The sequence below is a fragment of the Vibrio sp. DNB22_10_4 genome (assembly GCF_052879755.1).
The window spans coordinates 93,445-113,704 of record NZ_JBNNXW010000009.1 but is presented as its reverse complement, the minus strand read 5'-3'; the positions used below and the strand labels follow the sequence as shown (position 1 = coordinate 113,704).

Below are 20,260 nucleotides of genomic sequence, written 5' to 3'. Positions count from 1 at the left end.
CAACTAAATTCTCATTGAATCGCTACTATGCATTAAATGTTGAACGACTACCGGATCACGATGATTAAAACCCCAGTTACTTTCGCTCTAGCTGCAAGTTTACTTTTAACTTTGTCTGGCTGCGCCACTCATAACGAGTTCGCTTCGGAAGCAGATCTTCACTACCACAACCAGCAAGCGCGTGATTTTTGCAAACAGCTTAATGACGGAGCGGAGTATTATCAGTGCTTTGATCGATACATATTAAAAGCATCGTCAGTCACCGTACACAAATTGAATACCACCCAGCGCTCACTGCAACGAGCGATAGAAACCCGTTCGAGTTAATACTTAGAGCCACGTTAGACCACAGGCTCCTCCATCAGCAGTTTCACGCCCAGTCCAATCAAGACAACGCCGGTAGTCGCCTCCATCCATTGCGTAAATTTCGAACTCTTTAGCAGAGATTTAGCCGAATTTAACATCCCAGACAACCCGCACTGCCAAAGCATAGCAATAACAAAATGGATCGTCGCCATTAACATCGATTGTGCGAATGGAGAAAATTCTGGGTTAATAAATTGTGGGAGAAAGGCGAGATAAAACACGGCGGTTTTAGGGTTTAGCACATTAGATAGGAAACCTTCACGGAGAGAACGTTTACCAGAGACTTTGTTCACTACCGATTGTTCGACGGCCATAGACGTTCCGTGTCTAAATGAACGCAAACTAGAAAGCCCTAGCCAAATCAGGTAGGCCGCACCGATTGCTTTAACCACTGAAAACAGCTCTGCAGATTGAGTTAAAACAACCGAAATGCCGAGTGCAGAAAACGTCGCATGGACAAACAGTCCTAGGCAAATCCCTAAGCTCGTAACGGCGCCATCTTGGAAACCACCACGTGTTGTGTTTCGAATCACTAACGCAGTGTCTAGTCCTGGAGTCAATGTGAGGATAGTGATAGCGACAATAAACGCTTCGAAGTTTTGAATGTGCATAGTTAATAACTGTGTTCTAGGACAATTACCTGATTCTGCTTCAACTCGCCGCAAAAAGCGAATGTCTTTTAAGCATTATATAGCATTAACCTTTTCGCAACTCATTGTTAATGTTAACGTATAGCCCTCGTTCATACGATAGGTCACAGACATGGAATACTACAATAAACTGGTTGAACACTATAAAACGATTGCTAATTTTGGCCACCTTTCGGCTATTTGTGGTTGGGATGCCGCGGCGATGATGCCCTCTGGTGGTAACCAAGCTCGTTCGGAAGCGATGGCTCAGCTGTCGTTGCACATCCACCAGCTATCCACTGCTCCACAGCTTGGCGAATGGTTTGATAGAGTTGAATCCGACTCCCTTGATGCAATGCAAAAGGCCAGCCTTTCTGAAATGAAACGACAGTGGCGTTTAACGACAGTAGTCCCTGAAGATCTTGTCAAAGCTAAATCACTAGCGGGCTCTAAGTGTGAGCATGCGTGGCGCACTCAGCGCGGCGAGAATGACTGGAGCGGCTTTTGTTCAAACTTCGAAGAGGTTGTGAACCTGTCTCAACAAGAAGCGCAAATTCGCGCTGAACAAGCCGGCCTAACACCTTATGATGCAATGCTCGACATCTATGAGCCTGGAGTGAACTCTGCTCAGCTCGATGCATTATTTGGCGACCTCATCTCATGGTTGCCAGATCTGACCCAACAAGTCATTGAAAAGCAAAAGTCTGAGTCAGTTTATACCACACAAGAAAGTTACTCGACCGCTCAGCAGAACGCACTCGGCTTAGAGATAATGAAGCTGCTGAACTTTGATTTTGAGCACGGCCGCCTTGATATCAGTTCACACCCATTCTGCGGCGGGGTACCGCAAGACGTGCGCATAACTACCAGATATGATGAGTCTGATTTTGTTCAATCTTTAATGGGTATTGTCCACGAAACAGGTCATGCTCGATATGAACAAGGCCTACCAACCGCCTACGCAGGCTTACCCGTTGGTGAAGCGCGCTCAATGGGTATTCATGAATCCCAATCGCTGTTTTTTGAAATGCAGTTAGGTCGTAGCGACGGTTTTATTCACCATCTATCGCCTTTGGCACAGAAGCATTTCGCTTCCAATGACGCTAAGGTGTTTGAACCAAGTAACCTGCAAAAAATCTACACTCGAGTTCAACCGGGCTACATCCGCGTCGACGCCGATGAGCTAACCTACCCTGCTCACGTTATCCTACGCTATGAGATTGAACGTGATCTTATGAACGGTAAGATATCATACAAAGATATCCCAGAACTGTGGGATCAAAAAATGCAGCAGTACCTTAGTTTATCGACCAAAGGCAACTTCAAAGATGGCTGCATGCAAGACATTCACTGGACAGATGGCGCCTTCGGTTACTTCCCGTCCTACACGCTTGGCGCTATGTATGCGGCTCAGTTTATGGCAGCAATGAAGCAAACCGTTAATGTCGATGAAGCGATTAAGAGCGGTGACCTAAACCCAATTTTCACTTGGTTAAGTGACAATATTTGGTCAAAAGGTAGTTCACTATCAACAGAAGAGCTCGTGAAGCAAGCAACAGGTGAAACGCTGAATGCAGCGCACTTCCAATCACATTTGAGAAGCCGTTATCTGTAATGCCACATACAACAAAGGCGACATTACTGTCGCCTTTGTACACCTTAACCACGTTTAGTAACGCTTAGAAAATATGAAGCGTTGCGTTGATGGTGAAGCTGTCTAGATCTTTATCGTTTGAGAACGACGTTTTAATGCCGTTGAAACGCTGCCAGCTTGCGCCCACAGAAAGCATATCTGTTACGAAGTATTCTGCACCTACACCGTACATGAAGTCTGTACCGCTATCACTGCCATTAAGGTTGCCTTTGTAATCCGCGTTGTAGTAGTGGAAACCACCTTTTGCGTATAGCTGGATTGGGCCGATATCAATACTCGGCTTAAGTGCCGCATACCATGAGCCAAGCTCAGCATAGCCTGAGCTACCGTTGCTTGCAGTCATGTCGTAGTTACCGTGCTTCCAGTAACCACCTTCAACACCGATGATAGGTAGGATACCAGTACCCACATGGAAACCCATTGGCGTGTCGCTGTTTCCATTGTAGTCTGCACGACCTGCAGAAACACCACCATACAACCAAGCATCTGCAAACGCAGACGTTGAGGCACCAACAAGCGCAAGCGCTAAAAGTGTCTTTTTCATTTGTAACCTTCTTGTTTAATAGAATGCGGCGAATCCAATCAAAGCCACCGCGGAGCTTTATATATCACACACTATATCTCTTGAGAAACTCATCCGTTTTAATTTTTGGTAAAACCTGACGGTTTCTCAGAGACATAGATCAAAATTCTTGAAGCTAACCCAGTAAATATCGGTCAACAGGCGTCAATAGCGTTCAACACCCGTTTATCCGACACTGGGTATGGCGTACCAAGTTGCTGAGCGAAATAACTGACACGCAGCTCTTCGAGCATCCAACGGATCTCTTTGACGTTTTCCGGTATTTTCATGCCTTTCGGGATCTTGTTAAGCAGCTCTTTGTAATCCTGTGTTACTGATTCCACTTTTAGCATGTGCATGCGGTCTCGGTTTGGATCGATCGGTAGCTTTTCCATGCGTTTTTCAATGGCTTTAAGGTAGCGAAGAATATCTGGCAGACGTTTCCAGCCACACTCCGTTGCAAAGCCTTTGAAGATCAAACCCTCAACCTGAGCTTTAATGTCGGAAAGTGCGAAGGCCATTGTCAAGTCAACGCGGCCCTTAAGCTTTTTGTTGATAGTAAACGCCGTGGTAAGAATGGTTTCAACCTGCTTGGCAATATCAACTACCGTGTCACCTAATTCGCCTCTTACGTGCTCTTTTAACTGCTCGAACTTGTCAGCATCCCAGACAAGACCACCCTGTCCTTCAATGAGCTTGTCTATACCGCACGCTATACAGTCATCAATTAAGTCTAACACTTTACCGTAAGGGTTAAAATACAAACCCAGCTTAGATTTGTTCGGTAAGTTGGTGTGCAAGTATTTAATCGGAGAAGGTACGTTAAGCAGCAGAAGTCGACGCTGACCTTCTATCATGACCTGCTCTTGTTCTACCTCGGTCTCAAACAGCTTAATCTCAACGCTGTCTTTGTTATCCACCAGCGCTGGGTATGCTTTGACATCAAAACCACCACGTTTCTGAGAATACACTTTTGGTAGTTCACCAAAACTCCACGTGTGCAGGCCTTGCTGCTCAATATCATCATCAGCCACTTTAGACAGTGTGGCTTGGACTTTATCTTTCAAGCTTTCTTTCAGCTCATAAAGATTCCGATTCTCTTTCAGCTTACGATTGCGATGATCCACTGCGCGGAATGTAATGCGCAGGTGTTCAGGTAACTGGTCAAGTTTCCAATCATCACGAAGCACTTCAACACCCGTCATTCGACGTAGCTCTTTTTCCAGCGAATCGAGTAGCGGAGCTTCCATCGGCGTAGCGCGTGCTAGGAAGGCATCGGCATAGTTTGGTGCCGGTACAAAGTTCTTACGCAGCGTTTTTGGTAGCGCTTTGATAAGACTTACTATCAATTCATGACGCAAACCTGGGATCTGCCAATCAAAACCATCTTGGTCAATCTGGTTCAAAATTGGAAGTGGGATATGTACGGTCACACCATCGTTATCTTCGCCCGGCTCAAACTGATAGCTTAACTTCAGTTTGAAACCACCTTGGTGCCAGAAGTTCGGATAATCTAAGTCCGTAACGTGGCTAGCATCGCCCTTAAACAGCATCTCTTTTTCAAAATTAAGGAGCTCTTTGTTTTGCTGACTTGCTTTCTTCCACCAAGTATCAAAGTGTTTACCGGACACGACCTCCGTTCCAACACGCTGATCGTAGAATTCAAACAGTTCATCATCATCGACCAAGATGTCGCGGCGACGTGATTTGTGCTCTAATTCTTCGACTTCTTGGAGCAGTTTTCGATTTTGCTTAAAGAATGCGTGCTTGGTTTCCCAATCGCCTTCTACTAAGGCACTGCGAACAAACAACTCACGACTAATTACTGGATCGATGGCACCGTAGCTGACTAAGCGTTTAGGAACAATCGGTACCCCATAAAGCATCACTTTTTCGTGTGCCATGACCGCAGCACGTTTTTTCGACCAATGTGGCTCACTGTAACTACGCTTGATTAGATGCTTAGCGACCGGCTCAATCCATTCTGGTTGGATCTTGGCAATAATACGACCCCAAAGCTTGGACGTTTCCACCAGCTCTGCCGACATGATCCATTTCGGTTGCTTCTTAAACAAACCAGAAGCAGGGAAAATATGGAAACGAGCGTTACGTGCACCTTGATACTCGTTTTTCTCTTGGTCTTTGACACCAATATGCGATAACAATCCAACAAGAAGTGCACTGTGAACAGCTTGGTAGTTGCCTGGCTCTTGATTGAGCTTGGCATCCATTTCACGCATTGCTTGATGAATTTGGAAATAAACGTCCTGCCATTCACGAACGCGCAAGTAGTTCAGAAAATCCTGTTTACATTGCTTGCGGAACTGGTTTCCAGACAGCGTTTTTTGCTGCTTTTGGATGTAATCCCATACATTCACAAACGTTAAGAAGTCAGACTCCTTGTCGAAAAAACGGCGATGCTTGTCATCAGAAGATTGCTGTTTATCGCTTGGACGTTCGCGTGGGTCTTGAATAGATAGCGCCGATGCAATCACCATCACTTCTTTCAAACAACCAAGACGCGGTGCTTCAATCACCATACGAGCAAGTCGTGGGTCAATGGGTAGGCGCGCTAGCTGACGACCAATTGCTGTCAGGCGTTTTTTGGGATCTTTGGCTTTATCGTTAATAGCACCTAGCTCTTCAAGAAGACGCACACCGTCTTGGATGTTGCGTTTATCTGGTGCTTCAACGAATGGGAACGCTTCAATATCGCCAAGACCTAACGCCGTCATTTGAAGGATAACCGATGCCAAGTTGGTTCGTAGGATTTCTGGATCAGTAAACTCTGGACGCGATTCAAAGTCTTCCTCAGAGTACAAACGAATACAGATGCCTTCTTCAACACGACCACAACGACCTTTACGCTGGTTCGCACTCGCTTGCGACACTGGCTCAATCGGTAGACGCTGAACCTTAGTACGATAGCTATAGCGACTGATACGCGCAGTACCCGGGTCAATAACGTATTTGATGCCAGGTACGGTCAATGACGTTTCAGCGACGTTAGTGGCGAGAACAATACGACGACCCGCATGAGGCTGGAAGATTTTATTTTGCTCACCGGCCGATAGGCGCGCATACAAAGGCACGATTTCGGTATCACGAAGATTACGTTTACTCAGCGCATCCGCAGTATCACGAATTTCACGTTCACCGTTCATGAAGATTAGGATATCACCCAGCCCTTCATCACACAGTTCATCAACCGCTTCAAAAATACCCTCTAGCTGATCACGATCGGTATCGTCATCGCCACGCAATGGACGGTAGCGGGTATCCACTGGATAGGTTCGACCCGACACTTCGATAATTGGTGCGTTGTTAAAGTGCTTTGAAAAGCGCTCTGGGTCGATGGTCGCAGAAGTGATGATTACCTTCAGATCGGGACGCTTTGGCAGTAATTCACGCAAGTAACCAAGAATAAAATCAATGTTTAGACTGCGCTCGTGCGCTTCATCGATAATGATGGTGTCGTATTGATTTAAGAAACGGTCGTGCTGGATCTCAGCCAGTAAGATACCGTCTGTCATCAACTTAATTTGGGTGTTGTCAGAAATCTGATCGTTGAATCGTACTTTATAACCAACAAACTCACCCAAAGAGGTTTCCATCTCTTCGGCTATACGGTTCGCTACCGAGCGTGCAGCAAGGCGCCTTGGCTGCGTATGGCCAATTAGGCCAAATTTGCCGCGCCCAAGCTCTGAGCAGATTTTTGGCAGCTGAGTTGTCTTACCTGACCCCGTTTCACCAGCAACGATAACCACTTGGTTTTCTTCAATTGCTTTGGCAATGTCGTCTTTCTTTTGACTGACCGGAAGTAACTCGGGGTACTCGATGTGTTTTGATTGATTGGCGCGCTGCTCACCTTCCATCATCGATTTTGCGATATCTACGGCGATTTCATCGAATACGGCGGCTTGAGCCTCAGGCTTCTTAATTTTTGCTGCGCCAGCAATACGTTTACTCAGGCGAAAACGGTCGCGGATCATGCAGTCTTTTAATGCTTTTTTCAGTGACTGAGCGTTGTTCGCTTGAGCCTTGGCTGGCTGATTTGATTGTTGTGAGGAAGTCAAAACATTCCCTGCTATTTTTCTTATTTAAAACTGGCGCGATTGTAGCACAGCTACCAACCTTGGGTTAACTGACGCGCCAACAAAAAAGCTCCGCTTTCGCGGAGCTTTAGTAACAGTTTTTGATTTAGTATCAAGGTTCAGTTTAGCAACAATATTCAGCTTAGAAGTGATATTGCAGGTAAACCGTGCTGTAGTTACTACCGCCTTTGATACGACCAAACTGAGAAGACGCTTCAAAGATAGCACTGCGGTGGTGTAGAGAATAACCTAACCACAAATCTTCAAGCTCTGGCTTACGAATTAAAGAACCAATGCTGAGATCGTAAGAGATATCGATGTAGTTCATTAAATGACTCGCACGCTTCTCTTTCTTATCCATCTCTTGCTGCTCGATATAAGTAATGTTGTCGATGTACGACAGACCGTTACCCACACCTAAGCGCATTTTAATTGGCCACTCAATCGTGTAGTACGCCTTAATCAGAGTGACAAACTCTGTTGCACCGTTCTGCACTTCTGAGCTCCAGTGATGTGCGATACCTGGGCTTAGATAAATGTCCAGTGGTAAACCAAACAACTCGTCTGTCAAAGGATGACCATAGAACACCGATGATACTTGGTTGTTATAAGGGTCACGCTTGCCATTAAAGGTCAGGATGTCACCCATGTCTGATGGCGACGCCCAACCATGAGCAACTCGAACATAAGGCTTAGTGCTGATGTCGCGGCTTACTTGTTTCGCTTTAGAGGTACTCTTTTTCTTCTCATTGAAGAAGCCAACACCTACGAACACTTCACCTTCAAAGCGCTCTTTGATGACTGATGAGTGATACGCTTGGTTGTCCAACATACGAATGTTAGTAGAGCCCAACAAGTACAAGTTTGATGTAACGTGATAACGAGCATCCACACCCATAGCGTAATCCACGCCACCGCCTAGGTTATCAACCGTGTCGCGGTAAGTACCGTAGTATTGCGTATTAAAATCCGCATCTTTAAAACGCAGTGTTACGTTAGGACGAACTTCTAAGTCGCCATAATCTAACAAACCTTGAAGTCTAAAGTTGGCGTGAAAGCGATCTTCTCCATCCGTCATCAACTCAGCATCATAGTGCCAAACTGGATCAAAGTTATAACGCATTTGCAAACCGTAGTCTGCTGTGTCACCACCCACTGCGTTTTGTTCATCTGCGGGTATGTCGATATGTCGCATACGTGTGATCGCATTGAACTCTAATTGTTTATCATCCGTTTTATAGAGGTGGGCACCTGCCATGGTACCGTCAAGAAAGACATAGTCGTTCTTAAAGAACATCATCGGAATAAAGGTGCTAACAGTGGTGTCGCCTCCTTTTGTATCAAAAGGAACGTTGGCTGTACGCCACATTGCTGCAATACCCCACTCCGCTTCTTGCGCTTGCGATTCGGCTTGAACAACAGGGGATGTGATCAATGCTGCCGTAATCGCTAACGCGAGATTTTTCTTAATCATGTCTTGCAGTTTCTCCAACTGGAATAGTTATCAATCAGTAAATCGAATTCAGGGTACGTATATTGGCTAACTAATCACTCAGTATGTCTGGCTACGTTGTAAAGTCTATGCCAGTTTTTTTACTACTGGGCCTACCAACGCTATCTCTAAAGTGAAGAGTTGTTATATTATGTTGTTATTACACTTAATGTGTCACTAAACTGTGATTATTGAATATAGACCAATAAATAACCAACAGTTATCAAAGGCATAGTTTCCACTATTTAGACCTATCGTGAAAGTAGAAAAATTAAAAAAAATCCTCAATGATTTGCCAAAAGACCAAAATATTCAAATTGTCACCGGAGAGAAGTGGCTTCCTGAGCAATTGGTCAGTACTGAGCTCGATAACAATCTGTTATTTCTAGAGTTTGATAACGCCCCTGATGAAGGGGAACAAGCGATTGAAGCGCGTGGGTTTGTTGAGCACGAAGTGGAATTGCTTCGCCAGCGTCTCGGTCAAATCGTTGAACAAAGTGACGACCCGTCTCAATTATTAGACGCACTCACAGGATTTTTTGTTGTCGGGCACGAAGCGACAAGCGCGGAGTTCATTGAAATGCTAGAGCAGATGGAACCGAATGACGAAACCCTCGCTCATAGCGCCTGATGACATTATTGAAAAGGTGATTAGATCTGTATGACGACACTGCCCTCTCTATTAGCCGGTCCGGTTCTACGCCGCACTAACCGAAAAGAATTTACACTATGGTTTGCAACCTCGGTCGAACCAAGTTCACTTAGGCTTAATCTATGGGCGGAACAATGTCGTTCATATCCGTTTCCTAAATCGCAATGTGTACGGCTCAGTCCGAAACTATGGTTGGTCAACTTTACTATCCAGCACCTACTGCCAACCCAAGACCATATCGGCTACGATATTGTAGAAGCTGAAACCGGGATTTCTGTTCTACCAGAAGATATTCGCTACGCGGAACATCCTCATATCAAGGTACAGCTCACCGATACTGCTGACCATATCTTGCATGGCTCGTGTCGAAACCCGCACCATCCAAGCGCTGATAGCTTAGTGATGCTCGACGATCGAGTTAGCTGCGCCATCGCAAAAAAACAAGACACGGACACACCGGATTTACTGCTACTCACTGGTGATCAAATATACGCTGACCATATTGCAGGCCCCACCCTAGCAAGTATTCAGAAAGTCATAGAGCTATTAGCACTCCCTAACGAGCTATTCGAGCAAAGTTCGCTTGCGGATAGCAGTGCGCTTCACAGTGGCGAAATTGGGCTGTATGACCGCGATAGACTGCTTCCACGCTACCAAGATTCAACAAGCCGCCTTAAAAAATTCCTAAATCAGCAGCAGGCCGCTATCTTCAGCTCGCGTGATTGCGAAAACCACCTGATCAGTTTTTCAGAGTTCATTGCGATGTATCTTCTCAATTGGTCTCCCGAACTGTGGAAAGCGATAGACTTTGACACTCTAGAGCCTGAAGTTATCGCCGATGAACACATGGAGACATGGACGAAGGAGAAAGAAACCCTTCGAGATTTTGTGCAAGGCTTACCTAAAGTACGACGATTGCTCGCGCACATTCCGACCTACATGATTTTTGACGATCATGATGTGACAGATGACTGGAACTTGACGGTGGGATGGGAAAAAGCGGCTTATGAACACCCGTTTTCCAAGCAAATCATAGGTAACGCGCTGTTTAGTTACCTACTCTGTCAGGCATGGGGAAATAATCCAAAACAGATGGAAGCGGACTGGAGCGGTGAACTCGACGCTTTTTTCTCTGAAGCGACAAGCGGCAACTCGAATACATCGTGTCTTAACCAAGTTCAGCACAAAGAGCTTATTACCACACTGCTGCGCTATGAAAAGTGGCACTACACGTTGGATTCTCACCCAAAAGTTGTGGTACTTGATACCAGAACCCGCCGCTGGCGCTCAGAATCGAAAATGAATAAGCCATCCGGTCTAATGGACTGGGAGGCAATGGTGGAGTTTCAGCAAGAGCTACTAGGACTGGACTCCGTTGTCGTGGTGTCCCCTGCACCTATGTTTGGGGTTAAGTTCATAGAAACATTGCAAGCCGTGGCGACGAAGCTCGGTAACCCACTTATCATCGATGCAGAGAACTGGATGGCGCACCCAGGAAGCGCTAATACATTGCTATCAATTTTTACTCACAGCAAAACACCTGAGAACTTCGTCATTCTCTCCGGCGATGTTCACTACTCGTTCGTCTATGACGTGAAGCTGCGATTCAAACAGAGTGATTCGCATATCTATCAAATCACCTGCAGTGGCATAAAAAACGAGTTTCCAGAGCCTTTGCTCACTGTATGCGATTGGCTCGATAAGTGGCTGTACACACCTCGCTCACCACTCAACTGGTTTACCAAACGTAAACGCCTTAAAGTGTTTAAGCGAAAACCACAACCGAGCGAGCACAATCGATTAGTCAATCGAAGTGGTATCGGCCTGGTTAAACTCGACCCTTTTGGCAAGCCCGCTCACATTTCCGTGCTCCACGGTGACGGCAGTCAAACAGAGTTTCCTGAAACTTATTCTGAGGACTAAACTCTAAATACTTATCACTTTGCTTATGATCCAACTTGTGATCCATAGTTGCGGTCACCATGTAGTTACTGAAGTGACTACACTCATTTAGTGAATTGAAGTCATTATCGTCATTCAGCCAATAATTAGGTACGCCTATGTTTAATGCCATCACCTCTCTTTTCAAACAGCTTATCGAAGGAGACGATCTGTCTAAAACGCACGGTGTCAGCCCAAACTTAGCCATTGCATCACTGCTTTGTGAAGTGTCAAAAGCAGATTACCAAGTCGATGAAGAGGAAGAAGCCGCTAAACGTCAGCTAGTGGTTCGTTTACTTGGAATAGAAGACAGCGAAGCTGAGGGGCTTCTCACACAAGCGACCGAGCAGACACAAAACTCGGCGTCGCTTTATGATTTTACGTCTAGCTTGCGCGAACTTGGCCAGGAAAAACGCTTCGAGCTTATCAAAGCGATGTGGGAAGTGGCCAACGCCGATGGGGTTATCGACCCGTTAGAAGATGCCGTAATCCGAAAGGTCGCTGAGCTTCTCTATGTTGACCACAGTGAGTTCATTAGAGCCAAAATACAAGTGGTCGACAAGTAACCAATAAAACTGAAACCCACAACAAAAAGCCCCAAGATGAAGCATCTTTGGGGCTAAAAATCTGGGATCTATAGGTTAGACTTTACAGCAGCTTACAGCATAGTGAGAGCAAGTTTCGCCAAGTTGTATGCATCAACAAAACCTGAGTGCTGTCGCCCTTCCCACTCAATCCCCTTCTGCTCTTGTGCAGCTTTGTGGCCGATACGTTTGTCCTTCAAGCGATTTTGAATACGGTACAACGTGGCTAGATTGACGAACTCATTAAAAGGCATGTCTATACCTTTAGACTCACATTCAAGCCTCAAGATTTCGTCATCACGCCCCCAAGAAGCGTAAATCTTATTGGTTCCACCGAAGTTCTTCACCATCGATTTGATCACGGATTCCAACGGTCGACCTTGTTTCTCTACTTTGCGCGGTGTAATACCCGTCAGTTCAGTACAAAATAGTGAAACTTCATCCTGCTCTGGCTTTACATAATACTGAGCTCGCTTAACGACCTCTTGTTTGACCAGATCGATCTCCGCTAAACCCACTTCAATGATTTCACCGGTTGTGCCAACGCCATCGACGTTCCAGCAGCACATTTCAAGATCAAAGCAAACGACTCGGTTGTAATTCATAGCGACACAGTAAACAGTTATTAACACGGCGAAATTGTAGCGTATTCAAATCAAAAGCTCGACCATCGATCTACTGATTGCTCTTTATTCAAGCAACATTCGCTCTATTTCGTCCGTTGGCCTTACTAATGTACAACTGCTCATCCGCACGATTGATAAGCTGCTCTATTGTCTCACCACGATATACTGCCGCGCCTACACTCAGCGAACATCTGAAATTGGAGTCAATAGCATCCCAACTCAAGGTTGCGATTTCCGTACACATTCGAGTCAGATAGTGATGCAGTGTCCCGTAGTCAATACATCGACTTATTAGGGCAAACTCATCCCCACCAAGACGGAAAAGCATGTCATCAGGGTACATCTGCTCTTTAATGTAAACCGCCACCTGCATTAAGATTTCATCACCGACCACATGGCCATATTGATCGTTGATACGTTTGAAATTATCGACATCAATAATCACCAGGGAAAAAGGCTTGTGACAAGATATATGATATTCAGTCAATCGGTTAAATGCCCGGCGATTGTAGACTTCGGTAAGCGGATCTCGCTCAACTAAATATTGTAGATCTTTCGTTCGACGATTCACGATAATGGTGAGCCTACGCTGTTCACGGAGCATAAGGTATACGACATACGAAAGGAGAACTGAAATGAGCAGCCCGCCAGTGCCAACGAAGAACAAAATTAGCTTGTCGGTTTTCGAAATCGCAGCGTCGTGTTTAAATTGAATTTTCCACTGTCTGTCGTAAAGATCGATAACAATGTCTTTTGTTGGAGTATCCAGTAAACGCCACTGCTCGTTCTGATACAAGATTGGGTCATCTTCTGCATCAAAACCTAGGTCAACCACGCGCACGCCAATATCTTTGCCAATAGAGGTTCTAGCCACGATCTGCTTGAAATAAGCAGTAATACGGATAACCCCAATGACAACACCTCGAAGCGAATCTGTGCCAGCTTCAAATACCGGTACGTAAACCAGCATGCCTTGTTTTGGAATCGAACGATCAAAGCCATCTTGCAACAAGCGAATTTTATCTGAGAGGCTTGGCTCGCCAGTCACCCGAGTATTGCGAATCACTCTTCGAACTCTTTCACGAGATGAGTAGTAGCCCAAAGCTCGTAAATTACCTTCGTTCACTGGATAAATATCACTCGCGACGAACATCGGCTCATCATCAGTGAGGATGTAGCCCTCAACGCGAGGTTTATCTTTAGGTACCGTGTAAATTTGATAGCTCGGAAAGCGCTCTCTTACTCGCGCAGTATGAGTATCATATTGCTCGGGATAGACTTTTTTCATCCACTGCATAGCAATCAAGCTTTGCGAACCATCGACCAAAGGTGCGGCAAAACTAGCAAAGTTATCCCATGCCGAAGGCTGGGTCGCGTGATAAAAACTCGCCCCCGCGCCGATAAAACTAATATCAAGCATCACCAGTTCTTTGATGTTTTCCGCTTGATTATCAGTTAAGAACTCAAAGTTTGACTCGGCAAGCTGTTGTTGCCCTCGATACACGATGTGAGTGATAAATATTGTAAGAATTAACCCTATTATTAAAACCAGTGCCGCATAGCGTTTAACGCCACGGTCTTCTTTCTTTAAGCCTGCAACCATTTTTTGTCCTGACTGACTAATTATTGTCAGTTTTCTCATTTATGATACTTATATCCAACTGACGTATCATATGTATTGCTACTTTATTATTTTAGTGATAGCCCAAACGATTCTACACACCCATCGATTTCCAAGAAGTTGATGCGTTGATTTATAAAACACAGATCACTATATTTCAGAAAAACATCATTATCTGCTGATTTAACGTCCAAAAAACTCACTTTGTAATGACAAATCTGTGAAAGCGTCGCGCTAAGAGCCTTGATTATGCTAGACTTCGCCCCAAAATTAATGACTAACGACTGACACATAGAGAACCCCCTATGAACTTCGATCTAAATGCTATTCCACAGACCTTCGATATGCTGCACGCAGGCCTCGCTGCCTCAAGCGTTTTACTACTCGCGATCGCCGTTTCTCGTAAGAGCAAAGTTGTCGAGAAAGTAGTAGAAAAACCAGTTGAGAAGATTGTCGAAGTTGAAAAGCCAGTAGAAAAAATCGTAGAAGTTGAAAAAGTAGTTGAAGTAGAAAAAGTAGTTGAGAAGGTTGTAGAAGTTGAGTCGAAGCTAGCAACAGCCTCTACCGATTCTGCAATGCAATTGCTATCACTCATGCAGCAAGAAGCGCGCATGGTCGACTTCCTACAAGAAGATCTCACATCATTCTCAGACGAAGAAGTTGGCGCTGCTGCACGTGTTGTTCACTCAGGCGGTAAAAAAGTCATCACTGAATACTTTGAGCTTTCTCCTATCCGTAACGAAGAAGAAGAGACCCGTATTTCAATTGAAGAAGGCTTTGACTCACAAGCTGTTCGCCTAACAGGTAATGTAACTGGCAACGCGCCATTTAACGGTACTCTTGTTCATAAAGGCTGGAAAGCAGATAAAGTGACCCTTCCAAAACTGTCTGAGAACTACAACGCATCAATCATCGCACCGGCAGAGGTAGAGCTATAATGGAGCCTTCAGTGCACACTCACGATCAACAGCAAACTCAAGATCAACAGATTGCTAAATACAGTGTGGGTATCGACCTTGGTACCACCCACTGTGTTATGTCGTTTATCGACACTCAAAATGAAGACGCGCAAGTTGAAGTCGTGTCTATTCCACAATTGACGGCACCAGGTACCGTAGAGTCATACAAACAACTTGGCTCTTTTTTGTATCAGCCACACGAACATGAAATGGGCCAAGGCTCTCGCACTCTTCCTTGGACGAGTGAACCGAAAGCGCTAGTTGGTGCTGTGGCTCGTAACCTAGGCTCAAAGACACCCATTCGCCTAGTGGCAAGTGCTAAGTCTTGGCTATGCCACGGCGGCGTTAACCGTCGTGACAGCTTCCTACCACAAGGCAGCCCAGAAGAGGTCAGCAAAGTCTCCCCGCTTCGCGCAACTGAACTGTACCTTGAGCACTTAAAAGATGCTTGGAACCACATGCACCCAGAGCATAGCCTGGAGCAACAGGATGTGACCATCACGGTACCGGCCTCTTTTGACCCAGCTGCACGCGACCTTACTGCAGAAGCAGCACGCAACGTCGGTCTTGCCCATCTGACTCTATTGGAAGAGCCGCAGGCAGCACTTTACAGCTGGATTGACAACAGTGATGACAAATGGCGCGACGAAGTTAACGTCGGTGACGTTGTTCTAGTGGTCGATGTGGGCGGTGGTACGACCGACCTTTCATTGGTTGCAGTAACAGAACAAGATGGCAATCTTAATCTTGAGCGTGTAGCTGTTGGTGAGCATATTCTGCTTGGCGGCGATAACATGGATCTTGCCCTTGCCTACCGTTTAAAGATGAAACTCGCTCAAGATGGCAAAGAGCTTCAGCCTTGGCAAGTTCAGGCGATGACTCACGCTTGTCGTGACGCCAAAGAAGCGCTACTTAACGATGCTGGGCTTCAATCGGTGCCAATCGTCGTTCCAAGCCGTGGTTCAAAACTGCTGGGAGCAACGCTAAAAACTGAACTCACCCAGCAAGAAGTTCAACAAACATTGGTTGACGGCTTCTTCCCACAAGTGGCGGTCAATGAGCACCCAGTCCAACGTGCTCGCGGCGCTCTAACTCAAATGGGTCTGCCTTACGCGCAAGACGCTGCAATTACACGTCACATCGCCGCGTTTTTGAGCCGTCAAAGCAGCGCAGCAGACAACGCATTTGCTGGCATGCCGGGTATGGAAGTACCTGCCGAGTTTATTAAGCCGACAGCACTACTATTTAACGGTGGTGTACTCAAATCGAAGCTACTTTCTGATCGACTGTTCAACACAATCAATGCTTGGTTAGAAACAGCGAACGCTGACAAAGCAAAAATGCTTTCTGGCCTTGACCTTGATCTTGCTGTTGCCAGCGGCGCTGCTTATTACGGCAGTGTACGTCGCGGTCAAGGTGTACGTATTCGAGGCGGCATCGCCTCTAGCTACTACATCGGAATTGAAAGTGCGATGCCAGCTATTCCAGGCATGGCGCCACCAATGGAAGCACTATGTGTTGCTCCATTTGGTATGGAAGAAGGCAGCAGTGTTCAGGTTCCAAGCCAAGAGTTTGGTCTCGTTATCGGTCAGCCAGTGCACTTCCAATTCTTTGGTTCGACTACGCGCCGTGAAGACGAAGCAGGTGTTCACCTAGATTACTGGAAACCGGAAGAGCTAGAAGAGCTTCCAGAAATTCAAGTAACACTGCCAGTTTCTGAAGGCCGTAGCATCGGAGACGTTGTGCCAGTTACCCTATCATCACGCGTCACAGAACTTGGTACACTTTACCTAGAGGCTATTGCTTCTGACAACGGTCAAAAGTGGCATGTAGAGTTCGACGTTCGCGAAGACGTGTAATCGCAAAACTAAACGGCACCTCTGGTGCCGTTTTTTATCTCCAGTATCTGCGCTATTAGCTTTATAAGTATTCTAAATGGAGCGTGTTATGGCATCCGCACAATATTTGGTCGGCATTGATTTAGGTACAACCAACACGGTTGTCGCATTCTGTGAAATTCAGGACGACCTCTCAAACTCCCCTGTTGAACTGTTCGAAATTGACCAATTAGTTGGCCCTGGCGAAGTGGTTCGTAAACCTCTTCTACCCTCTTTTCGCTATCATCCAGCCAAGCAGCAAGTTTCTGAGGCTGACTTAACCCTCCCGTGGGAGCATCAACCTGTTGTAGGCGATATCCGTAACATTATCGTTGGTGAGTGGGCTCGTGAGCTCGGCGCTAAAGTCGAAGGCCGGCAAGTCTCCAGTGCAAAAAGTTGGCTATCACACACAGCCGTAGACCGAGAAGATGACATTCTTCCTTGGGCTGGAGCTCAAGATGTAGAAAAAGTGTCGCCAGTCATTGCCAGCGCAAGCTATCTCAATCATATCCGTCAAGCTTGGAACCACAGACACCATTACAACAAGTTAGAAGACCAAGATGTTGTCATTACAGTTCCCGCTTCTTTTGATGAAACAGCTCGTAAACTGACGCTGCAAGCGGCGAAGCTTGCTGGTTTACCAAAGGTTCATCTACTCGAAGAGCCACAAGCCGTATGTTACGACTGGTACGCACGCCATAAAGAAAGTGCATCGCAAGAGCTTGCTCAAGTGCCTCTTATACTCGTATGTGATGTGGGTGGTGGTACCACTGACCTTAGCCTTATTGAAGCTAAACACCATGACGATGAGTTAGAGCTTAACCGAATTGGTGTTGGTGAACATCTAATGCTGGGCGGCGACAACTTGGATTTAGCACTCGCCCACATGGCTGAACAGCGGTTCAATGAGTCGAAAAAACTCAATGCAGCAAGCCTCACTAAACTGATTCAACAGACTCGCAAAGCCAAAGAGGCATTGCTTTCTTCTAATGCACCCGCAGAAATGAAGATCACCATGCTCGGCAGTGGCTCGCGTCTAATTGGCGGAACCAAGAGCGTGGCACTCAGTCAACAAGAGGTTCATCAGATCGCTCTTGAGGGCTTTTTCCCTAAAACAGATTTTGGTACGCGACCAGACAAGAAACGCAGCGCCGTGGTTGAGTTTGGCCTACCGTATGTAGCCGACCCTGCTGTTAGTAAGCATGTTTCTGAGTTTCTTCACCTTCACCAAGAAGTGGCGAAAGAGGCGCTTGGAACCGATGCAGAACCCGCAATCCCGGTCGGTTTGCTGCTGAACGGTGGTGTTTTCAACAGTAACTTAGTCACTCGCCGACTCGTTGATATTGTCGAAAACTGGAAAGGTGCGCCAATATCACTACTTTCCAACCCTCACCCGGATTGGTCTGTCGCACTAGGTGCTGTAGCGTTCGCTAAGGCGAGACGCGGCGCGCAACTTAAAATTGGTGGTGGTAGTGCCCGCTCCTATTTCTTGCACCTCCAAGAAAAAAATAAGCTTGGTCAAGCGCTGTGTCTATTGGCGAAAGGAACCGATGAAGGACAAGAGATCCGTCTAACAGGTCGACGTTTTGCGCTTACGCTTGGCGAGCCAGTAAGGTTCAATTTACTAACCTCTACGCATGATGTGTTCGGTGAGCAGCAGAAAGTACAGAATGGTCTGATGGTCAATATCGATCCGGATCAATTTACACCGTTGCCGCCCTACATCAATACGTTACAGGGTAGCGAATCAGAACTCCAGGCGAATCAAAAAGAGCGTGTTGAAGTGCAGTTAGCGTGTCAGCTCACTGAAGTCGGTACATTAAAAGTCGAATGTGTCAGCTCAGAAGATGAACAGCAGCGATGGGAACTTGAATTTGAAGTGCGTAATCAGCAAGGTGCTCAGGAGACGGTTAAGGCTCACCCTGGATTAGATTCGAGTAAAGAATTGGTGTCTCGCTTATACAGTGGCAACAAAAACAGTGCAGACAGCAAAGAAATAAAACTCTTGTCTAAAACGCTGGAGAAAAACCTAGGTAAGAAAGACGAATGGGACTTTCATACCCTTCGCTCTTTGGTCGACAGCTTCTCTCTTGGTAGAAAACGTCGCCGTCGCTCTGAACAACACGAGAAAAACTGGTTGCGTCTGACTGGTTTTTGTATGCGTCCGGGCTTTGGAGATGCAACAGACTCTTGGCGTATGGAACAGATTTGGGGTTTGTACCAACAAGGTATTCAATTTCAGAACGCACAAGGCTGGAGTGATTGGTGGACATTTTGGCGACGTGTCTCAGGTGGCCTGAATGAAGAGCAGCAAGAAGTGATTCTAGGTGACATTGCCAAATACCTGCATCCTAGCGCAATGAAAAATGCAAAGACCTTCCAAGGTGCAAAAGACAAGGGCTACGAAGCCATGGTAAGGCTTTCCGCCAGTCTGGAAAACCTGTATGTCGACGATAAGGTGCTCCTAGCGAACTGGTACCTGAGTAAAGCTATCAACCAATCTCAATTCGAGCAAGCTCACTGGTGGGCATTGGGTCGCCTTGCTTCTCGCACGCCCCTGTACGGCAGCCAGCACAATGTGATTCCTCGCGAGCAAATCGAACAATGGCTACCTAAGTTACTAGAGCAAAACTGGCTCAAAGAGCCGATGGTTGCCTTTGCTTGTGTACTTATGTGTCGAAAAACCGGCGATCGCTCGTTGGATATATCTGATGACTACCGAGAGCAAGTGTCAAACAAGCTGAAATCTTCCAAGGCGCCATCTAGCTGGCTTGAGTTAGTTTCAGAGGTCAAAGCATTATCTGAAGCAGACTCTAAAAAGCTGTTTGGTGATGCGCTACCTGCTGGACTTCATTTACTTAAAGAGTAGCGAAATATGTATTTCGGCTTTTGCTTTAGGAATAACTGATATTCCAAGTAAAATACGAGACTTGGGTGTACATTGCCCGCCGAAAACATTTATAAAACAGGCGGGCTAATAATGAAAAAAATCGTCGTTGAGTTTCAACCTTTAGGGATTGGCGATTGGGTACAAGTGAAAGTCACCGCGGAAGTGGCTAGAGTGCTTGCCAAAGAGTACACCGAATACGGTTGGCCCGTGAGGGTTTATAGCTACCTCTACAGTGGAAACAATAACGGGCTCAAATGAGCTCGTTTTTTTATTTTTTACAACACCTTACGTATTTTATTAGTCTATCCTTTAG

General features: G+C 46.1%; 15 protein-coding genes. 9 read left to right on the top strand and 6 right to left on the bottom strand.

Annotated features, from left to right (window positions below):
- Nucleotides 1–60: 60 nt before the first annotated feature.
- Nucleotides 61–327 carry a hypothetical protein gene (locus ACVA6Q_RS18455; RefSeq protein WP_429759563.1) on the top strand — a complete coding sequence of 89 codons (267 nt, stop codon included), beginning with the start codon at nucleotides 61–63 and terminating at the stop codon, nucleotides 325–327.
- A gap of 14 nt (nucleotides 328–341) precedes the next feature.
- Here the strand turns inward: ACVA6Q_RS18455 and ACVA6Q_RS18450 are convergent, their stop codons facing one another.
- Nucleotides 342–977, bottom strand: a complete 636-nt coding sequence (locus tag ACVA6Q_RS18450) for a LysE family translocator (RefSeq protein ID WP_446648494.1) — start codon at nucleotides 975–977, stop codon at nucleotides 342–344.
- Nucleotides 978–1,128: 151 nt separating this feature from the next.
- Here ACVA6Q_RS18450 and ACVA6Q_RS18445 point away from each other — a divergent pair, with 151 nt between their 5' ends.
- Nucleotides 1,129–2,610 carry a carboxypeptidase M32 gene (locus tag ACVA6Q_RS18445; protein WP_446648493.1) on the top strand — a complete coding sequence of 494 codons (1,482 nt, stop codon included), beginning with the start codon at nucleotides 1,129–1,131 and terminating at the stop codon, nucleotides 2,608–2,610.
- Between the two features lie 64 nt (nucleotides 2,611–2,674).
- On the opposite strand, the gene ACVA6Q_RS18440 is transcribed toward ACVA6Q_RS18445, so the two are convergent.
- The 3 genes from ACVA6Q_RS18440 to ACVA6Q_RS18430 form a co-directional block, all read right to left on the bottom strand.
- The gene (locus ACVA6Q_RS18440) at nucleotides 2,675–3,193 is read right to left on the bottom strand and encodes a porin family protein (protein ID WP_418642211.1); all 519 of its coding nucleotides are present in this window, start codon (nucleotides 3,191–3,193) and stop codon (nucleotides 2,675–2,677) included.
- A 173-nt stretch (nucleotides 3,194–3,366) separates the two neighbouring features.
- Nucleotides 3,367–7,287, bottom strand: a complete 3,921-nt coding sequence (gene hrpA / locus ACVA6Q_RS18435) for an ATP-dependent RNA helicase HrpA (RefSeq protein ID WP_446648492.1) — start codon at nucleotides 7,285–7,287, stop codon at nucleotides 3,367–3,369.
- Nucleotides 7,288–7,447: 160 nt separating this feature from the next.
- The gene (locus tag ACVA6Q_RS18430; protein ID WP_446648491.1) at nucleotides 7,448–8,779 is read right to left on the bottom strand and encodes a MipA/OmpV family protein; all 1,332 of its coding nucleotides are present in this window, start codon (nucleotides 8,777–8,779) and stop codon (nucleotides 7,448–7,450) included.
- Nucleotides 8,780–9,053: 274 nt separating this feature from the next.
- Between ACVA6Q_RS18430 and ACVA6Q_RS18425 the strand changes: the two genes are divergently transcribed.
- The 3 genes from ACVA6Q_RS18425 to ACVA6Q_RS18415 all read left to right on the top strand — a co-directional run bounded on the left by ACVA6Q_RS18425 (nucleotide 9,054) and on the right by ACVA6Q_RS18415 (nucleotide 11,956).
- On the top strand, nucleotides 9,054–9,428 hold the full coding sequence (locus ACVA6Q_RS18425) for a hypothetical protein (RefSeq protein WP_446648490.1): 375 nt from the start codon (nucleotides 9,054–9,056) through the stop codon (nucleotides 9,426–9,428).
- A gap of 30 nt (nucleotides 9,429–9,458) precedes the next feature.
- Nucleotides 9,459–11,372, top strand: coding sequence for an alkaline phosphatase D family protein (locus ACVA6Q_RS18420; RefSeq protein WP_446648489.1), 1,914 nt, complete (start codon nucleotides 9,459–9,461; stop codon nucleotides 11,370–11,372).
- Nucleotides 11,373–11,509: 137 nt separating this feature from the next.
- Complete coding sequence (locus ACVA6Q_RS18415; protein WP_446648488.1) at nucleotides 11,510–11,956, top strand: tellurite resistance TerB family protein; 447 nt, start codon at nucleotides 11,510–11,512, stop codon at nucleotides 11,954–11,956.
- A 92-nt stretch (nucleotides 11,957–12,048) separates the two neighbouring features.
- Here ACVA6Q_RS18415 and ACVA6Q_RS18410 read toward each other — a convergent pair whose 3' ends face one another.
- Complete coding sequence (locus ACVA6Q_RS18410) at nucleotides 12,049–12,579, bottom strand: 3'-5' exonuclease (protein WP_353496225.1); 531 nt, start codon at nucleotides 12,577–12,579, stop codon at nucleotides 12,049–12,051.
- 88 nt (nucleotides 12,580–12,667) lie between these two features.
- The gene (locus tag ACVA6Q_RS18405) at nucleotides 12,668–14,242 is read right to left on the bottom strand and encodes a sensor domain-containing diguanylate cyclase (protein ID WP_446648487.1); all 1,575 of its coding nucleotides are present in this window, start codon (nucleotides 14,240–14,242) and stop codon (nucleotides 12,668–12,670) included.
- 284 nt (nucleotides 14,243–14,526) lie between these two features.
- On the opposite strand from ACVA6Q_RS18405, the gene ACVA6Q_RS18400 reads away from it, so the two are divergent.
- From ACVA6Q_RS18400 to ACVA6Q_RS18385, 4 genes are all read left to right on the top strand, one after another.
- Nucleotides 14,527–15,159 carry a DUF2760 domain-containing protein gene (locus tag ACVA6Q_RS18400; protein ID WP_446648486.1) on the top strand — a complete coding sequence of 211 codons (633 nt, stop codon included), beginning with the start codon at nucleotides 14,527–14,529 and terminating at the stop codon, nucleotides 15,157–15,159.
- Complete coding sequence (locus tag ACVA6Q_RS18395) at nucleotides 15,159–17,039, top strand: Hsp70 family protein (RefSeq protein WP_446648485.1); 1,881 nt, start codon at nucleotides 15,159–15,161, stop codon at nucleotides 17,037–17,039. Before ACVA6Q_RS18400 ends, ACVA6Q_RS18395 begins: the two co-directional genes overlap by 1 nt.
- 88 nt (nucleotides 17,040–17,127) lie before the next feature.
- Nucleotides 17,128–19,926, top strand: a complete 2,799-nt coding sequence (locus ACVA6Q_RS18390; RefSeq protein WP_446648484.1) for an Hsp70 family protein — start codon at nucleotides 17,128–17,130, stop codon at nucleotides 19,924–19,926.
- A gap of 111 nt (nucleotides 19,927–20,037) precedes the next feature.
- Nucleotides 20,038–20,205, top strand: a complete 168-nt coding sequence (locus tag ACVA6Q_RS18385; protein WP_446648483.1) for a hypothetical protein — start codon at nucleotides 20,038–20,040, stop codon at nucleotides 20,203–20,205.
- Nucleotides 20,206–20,260 lie beyond the last annotated feature (55 nt).

Coding starts and splice junctions, on each gene's coding strand:
- ACVA6Q_RS18420 (WP_446648489.1), top strand. CDS start 9,459: ATGACGACACTGCCCTCTCTATTAGCCGGTCCGGTTCTACGCCGCACT.
- ACVA6Q_RS18440 (WP_418642211.1), bottom strand. CDS start 3,193: ATGAAAAAGACACTTTTAGCGCTTGCGCTTGTTGGTGCCTCAACGTCT.
- ACVA6Q_RS18390 (WP_446648484.1), top strand. CDS start 17,128: ATGGCATCCGCACAATATTTGGTCGGCATTGATTTAGGTACAACCAAC.
- ACVA6Q_RS18430 (WP_446648491.1), bottom strand. CDS start 8,779: ATGATTAAGAAAAATCTCGCGTTAGCGATTACGGCAGCATTGATCACA.
- ACVA6Q_RS18400 (WP_446648486.1), top strand. CDS start 14,527: ATGAACTTCGATCTAAATGCTATTCCACAGACCTTCGATATGCTGCAC.
- ACVA6Q_RS18445 (WP_446648493.1), top strand. CDS start 1,129: ATGGAATACTACAATAAACTGGTTGAACACTATAAAACGATTGCTAAT.
- ACVA6Q_RS18410 (WP_353496225.1), bottom strand. CDS start 12,579: ATGAATTACAACCGAGTCGTTTGCTTTGATCTTGAAATGTGCTGCTGG.
- ACVA6Q_RS18405 (WP_446648487.1), bottom strand. CDS start 14,242: ATGAGAAAACTGACAATAATTAGTCAGTCAGGACAAAAAATGGTTGCA.
- ACVA6Q_RS18385 (WP_446648483.1), top strand. CDS start 20,038: ATGAAAAAAATCGTCGTTGAGTTTCAACCTTTAGGGATTGGCGATTGG.
- ACVA6Q_RS18455 (WP_429759563.1), top strand. CDS start 61: ATGATTAAAACCCCAGTTACTTTCGCTCTAGCTGCAAGTTTACTTTTA.
- ACVA6Q_RS18415 (WP_446648488.1), top strand. CDS start 11,510: ATGTTTAATGCCATCACCTCTCTTTTCAAACAGCTTATCGAAGGAGAC.
- ACVA6Q_RS18450 (WP_446648494.1), bottom strand. CDS start 977: ATGCACATTCAAAACTTCGAAGCGTTTATTGTCGCTATCACTATCCTC.
- ACVA6Q_RS18395 (WP_446648485.1), top strand. CDS start 15,159: ATGGAGCCTTCAGTGCACACTCACGATCAACAGCAAACTCAAGATCAA.